This window comes from Brotocaccenecus cirricatena (assembly GCF_020687045.1).
In the GTDB taxonomy this organism is placed as follows: domain Bacteria; phylum Bacillota; class Clostridia; order Oscillospirales; family Oscillospiraceae; genus Vescimonas; species Vescimonas cirricatena.
Genome location: NZ_JAJEPW010000114.1, coordinates 1 through 4,764, shown reverse-complemented (window position 1 = coordinate 4,764; position 4,764 = coordinate 1). Strand labels below are relative to the sequence as shown.

6 protein-coding genes and 1 tRNA gene are annotated in these 4,764 nt (G+C 61.5%); 5 read left to right on the top strand and 2 right to left on the bottom strand.

Going from position 1 to position 4,764, the window contains the following annotated elements; translation table 11 throughout:
- Positions 1-220: 220 nt before the first annotated feature.
- Positions 221-306 (bottom strand) — tRNA-Leu (locus LKD37_RS17000).
- Positions 307-399: 93 nt separating this feature from the next.
- Positions 400-1,047, bottom strand: coding sequence for a hypothetical protein (locus LKD37_RS16995; RefSeq protein WP_302930258.1), 648 nt, complete (start codon positions 1,045-1,047; stop codon positions 400-402).
- A 255-nt stretch (positions 1,048-1,302) separates the two neighbouring features.
- Here LKD37_RS16995 and nifS point away from each other — a divergent pair, with 255 nt between their 5' ends.
- The 5 genes from nifS (at position 1,303) to LKD37_RS16970 (ending at position 4,720) form a co-directional block, all read left to right on the top strand.
- Positions 1,303-2,490: a cysteine desulfurase NifS gene (gene nifS, locus LKD37_RS16990; protein WP_302930257.1), complete on the top strand. Its 1,188-nt coding sequence runs from the start codon at positions 1,303-1,305 to the stop codon at positions 2,488-2,490.
- Positions 2,491-2,512: 22 nt separating this feature from the next.
- Positions 2,513-2,950, top strand: a complete 438-nt coding sequence (gene nifU / locus LKD37_RS16985; protein ID WP_302930256.1) for a Fe-S cluster assembly scaffold protein NifU — start codon at positions 2,513-2,515, stop codon at positions 2,948-2,950.
- A 1-nt stretch (position 2,951) separates the two neighbouring features.
- Entirely contained in the window at positions 2,952-3,362 is a 411-nt protein-coding gene (locus tag LKD37_RS16980) for an RrF2 family transcriptional regulator (protein WP_302930255.1), read from the top strand.
- Positions 3,363-3,562: 200 nt separating this feature from the next.
- Positions 3,563-3,940: a DUF2500 domain-containing protein gene (locus LKD37_RS16975; protein ID WP_302930254.1), complete on the top strand. Its 378-nt coding sequence runs from the start codon at positions 3,563-3,565 to the stop codon at positions 3,938-3,940.
- A gap of 18 nt (positions 3,941-3,958) precedes the next feature.
- Positions 3,959-4,720: a hypothetical protein gene (locus LKD37_RS16970; RefSeq protein WP_302930253.1), complete on the top strand. Its 762-nt coding sequence runs from the start codon at positions 3,959-3,961 to the stop codon at positions 4,718-4,720.
- Positions 4,721-4,764: the final 44 nt, after the last annotated feature.

Below are 4,764 nucleotides of genomic sequence, written 5' to 3'. Positions count from 1 at the left end.
GAGCGCGCTCTGACTTATAAAATAAGTCGGAGCAAGCGATACAGAAGATTACTCCGACATAGTGCCGGCGGCGACACGGAATCGATACGGCAAAAGAAAGAAAAAAACCCAAATCGAAGCCCAGCGCAGCGGGTTCGATTTGGAAAGGAGGAGCAGCGGCGTGAGCGCGCTCTGACTTATGAAATAAGTCGGAGCAAGCGATATAGAGCTTGCTCCGACGTGGTGCCGGTGGTGGGACTCGAACCCACACGGAGTCGCCCCCGGCGGATTTTGAATCCGCTACGTCTACCATTCCATCACACCGGCATGTGACCCGAGTATTATACCGTATTTTCATTCCAAATGCAAGACAAAAATTGCGGCCCGCCGGGGGCCGCAATTTGGCTTGTCAGAACGGACTTACTGCTTCACCCACTGGACGGGCAGCTCCACATGGAGGTCGTCCAGATTATCAAAGAGCTCATAGCTGCCGCCGGTCCACTGCATGGTGCCGCCGGACAGGGTGTATTCGGCGCAGCTGTCGTCGCTGAAGGTGTCTGCCTTATCGCTGAGGTACAGCTTGCCCTTGGCTGCCCGGAAATAGCCGGACTCATTTTCATCCGCCAGGCCGTCCATCATCTGGTCCACGTCTATCGAGGCGTCCATCATCTGCTGCACATATTCCTCCACGGTGACGCCCTCGGCCGCCATGGCCTCGTCAATGTCGGCCCGGTTCATGCCCTGATCCTCCAGCTGCTGATAGATCATCTCCACCGCCGCAGGGATCAGCGCGTCAATGTAGGTCTGGAGGGAGGTTTTCAGGGCGTCCCGATCCACGTTCAGCGTATAGGTGCCGTCCTCGTTCAGCTTCAGCACAAACACCATCTCCATGGTGGCGTCCGTGGACAGGTCCATCCCGGCCCCCTGGTTGACGCCCTCCTGGAACATCTCCGTCATGTCGCAGTTCCATTTCCAGGTGCCCGCCACTTTGGCGTTGTCGTCGCCGCTGCACGCCGTCAGGCTCAGGGCCATCATCAGCGTCAGCAGCACAGCAATGATGCGTTTCATACTCTTTCTCCTTTATTCATCTTTCTTCCTGGCCGTTCAGACCATGTCCAGTTTACACAATTTTAACTGTTATGTCAATCATAATTTTCCTGTTTTCCATTAAAATCAAAAAAACCGGGGGAGAACGGCCTTCTATTGGAAGAATCTGCCGGAAAAGCCAAATTACCTATTGACTTGGTAGTTAATTTCGGTTATACTCCAATTACAAACCAAACCGATAGGTAATTCAAGCCTGAAACAGGGAGGAATATACAAATGACTGTTTACGCAGATAACGCGGCCACCACCAGGATGAGCCGGACGGCCCTGGACGCCATGCTCCCCGCCATGGAGGAGAACTACGGCAACCCCTCCAGCCTGCACAGCGTGGGCCAGCGGGCGGCGGAGCTGCTGATGAAGAGCCGCGAGACCGTGGCCCGGTGCCTGAACTGCCAGCCCCGGGAGATCATCTTCACCTCCGGCGGCAGCGAGGCCGACAACCAGGCTCTGCTTTCCGCCGCCGCCATCGGCCGCCGCAAGGGCAAGATGCACATCATCTCCACCGCCTTCGAGCATCACGCCATTCTCCACACCCTGAAAAAGCTGGAGAAGGAGGGCTTTGAGGTGGAGCTGCTGCCGGTTCATGAAAACGGCATGGTCTCCGCTCAGCAGGTGGCGGACGCCATCCGGGAGGACACCTGCCTGGTGACGGTCATGTACGCCAACAACGAGATCGGCAGTATCCTGCCCATTGAGGAGATCGGCGCCGTGTGCCGGGAGAAGGGCGTGCTGTTCCATACCGACGCCGTGCAGGCGGCGGGCCACCTGCCCATCGATGTCCAGGCCCAGCACATCGATATGCTGAGCCTGTCCGGCCATAAGTTCCACGGCCCCAAGGGCGTGGGTGCGCTGTACGTCCGGGGCGGTATCCCTCTGGTGAACGTCATCGAGGGCGGCGCCCAGGAGCGGGGCAAGCGGGCTGGAACGGAGAATGTCCCCGGCATTGCCGGTATGGCGGCGGCACTGGAGGAGGCCTGCGCCCATATGGAGGAGAACCGGGTGAAGGTCACGGCTCTGCGGGACAAGCTTATTGCGGGCCTGTCCCGGATCCCCCACAGCGCCGTCAACGGCGACCTGGAGCACCGGCTGCCCGGCAATGTGAACTTCTGCTTCGAGGGCATTGAGGGCGAGTCCCTGCTGCTGCTTCTGGATGCGGCGGGCATCTGTGCGTCCTCCGGCTCGGCGTGCACCTCCGGGTCTCTGGATCCCAGCCATGTGCTGCTGGCCATCGGCCGGCCCCACGAGGTGGCCCACGGCTCCCTGCGGCTGAGTCTGTGCGAGTGGAACACCCAGGAGGAGGTGGACCACATCCTGCGGGAGGTCCCCCGGGTGGTGGAGTACCTGCGGTCCATGTCCCCGGTGTGGAAGGACCTGGAATCCGGTAAGAAAGCATTCATGCTGTGACAACGAAAGGAGCGTTTTGAATATGGCACTGTACAGCGATATCGTGATGGATCATTTCATGCACCCCCGCAACGTGGGTGAGATCGAGAACCCCGACGGCGTGGGCCAGGTAGGCAACGCCAAGTGCGGCGACATTATGAAGATGTACCTGAAAATCCGGGACAACGTCATCCAGGACGTGAAGTTCGAGACCTTCGGCTGCGGCAGCGCCATCGCCTCGTCCTCCATGGCCACCGAGATGATCAAGGGCAAGACCATCGACCAGGCCCTGGCCGTTACCAACCGCCAGGTGGTGGACGCCCTGGGCGGCCTGCCCGCCCACAAGCTCCACTGCTCCGTGCTGGCGGAGGAGTCCATCAAGTCCGCCATCAAGGACTACTATGACCGCCACGGCATCGCGTATGACCACAGCAGGTTCCCGGAGGACTGCGGCTCCTGCGAAAGCTGCCGGATGGTGTAACATGGTCATTTCCAGCAAGGGCCGCTATGCCCTGCGGGTGATGGTGGACCTGGCGGAGCACGGCGGCGACGGCTACGTCTCCATGCGGGACGTGGCCCGGCGTCAGGAGATTTCCGACAAATACGCCGGCCAGATCATGATCCTGCTGAGCCGGGCGGGACTGGTGGACGGCGTCACCGGCAAGGGCGGCGGCTATCGCCTGACCCGCCAGCCGCAGGAGTACCCCCTGGGGGAGATTCTCCGCCTGACGGAGGGCTCCCTGGCCCCGGTGGCCTGCCTGGAGGAGGGGGCCCACCCCTGTGACCGGGCGGCCCGCTGCCGGACCCTGCCGGTGTGGAACCGCCTGGGCCAGCTCATCGGCGACTATCTGGACAGCGTGACCCTGCGGGACCTTCTGAAAACCGACGAATAACCCCCGCGCCGGACCTTTGGCTTGCCAAAGGTCCGGCGCGTATGCTATACTGGATAAAAATCCCGCCGCAACCTGAGGTTTCCTGCCGTTTTCCGGGGAAATGCCCCGGCGCAACCTGAGGTTGGTGGATTTCATCTCCGGCGGGGCGTACAATGGGACCACACAGACGGGGCATCCCCCGAAAAAAGGAGGCACGCGCCATGTTCGACAGCTTTTTCTCCGGCGACGGATTCATTTCCATCTTCTTCCTGCTTTTCATCGTGGCCTTTGTGGCGATCCTGGGCATGATCCTGGTGACGTTCGTCCGGGAGCTGTCCCAGCGGAACAGGAACAACCACTCCCCCCGGCTGACGGTGGAGGCCACAGTGGTGGCCAAGCGCCAGAGCTTCTCCTCCCGCCGCAGCGGCGATGAGCTGCACACCACCACCTCCACCCGGTATTTCGCCACCTTCCAGGTGGAAAGCGGCGACCGCATGGAGCTGCAGATGAACGGCCAGGACTACGGTATGCTGGTGGAGGGGGACCGGGGCCGCCTGACCTTCCAGGGGACCCGGTATCTGGACTTTCAGCGGATGTGATATAAAGGAGGACACGCCATGGCAACGATACACTGCAAGGCCTGCGGAAAGAGCTATAACTACGAGAAAAACGGCTGCTGCCCGGAGTGCGGGGCCTATAACCGCCCGCCCCGGCGGGAGCAGGTGTATGCCGACGGCACCGTCCACCATCTGGACGGCTCCTCCCGCCGCCCGGTGCCCAATGGGGACAAGGTCTGCTACGAGCGGAAGGAGAACCACCAGAAGAAGGTCTGCTTCGAGGACCAGGCCCGCCAGGTCCGGGAAAAGCTGAATAACCTCAGCGGCCCGGCCCGTCAGGTGAGCCTGGTGGGGGTGCTGGTGGCGGGGCTGATCATCCTGTCCCTGGTCAGCTCCATCGTCTCCAGCTGCCAGGCCCGCCACACGGATTATCCCGTCGACCCGGTCATCCCCGCCACCCAGGAACCGGCGGTGGCCCAGGAATGGCTGTACTGGGATACCTGGCAGGGAGGCCGGGTGGGCCTGTTGGGCGCGTCCTATGAGGACGGCGTCCTTCAGGTGGAGCTGGAGATCCAACGGGACCCCGGGGACGTGCTGCTGGACGACCTCCAGCTTTACTGCGTGGACGAGGATGGCCAGGAGCTGACCCTGCCGCCCTTCAAGGGCAGCTGCCGGGAACGGTACTGGACCCTGCATTTTGACCTGTCCGCCGACTGGTACGACAACCTTCAGTATGTGGAGCTGCGGCTGCTGAATCCGGACGGGACCCAGGATGGTTTTCTCCTTCTGTTGTACATGGGCGACGGCGCTCTGGCAGGCTGAAGGGGGGAGTGGTTGTTCCTGTTCCGCTGGGACAGCTCCCGGAC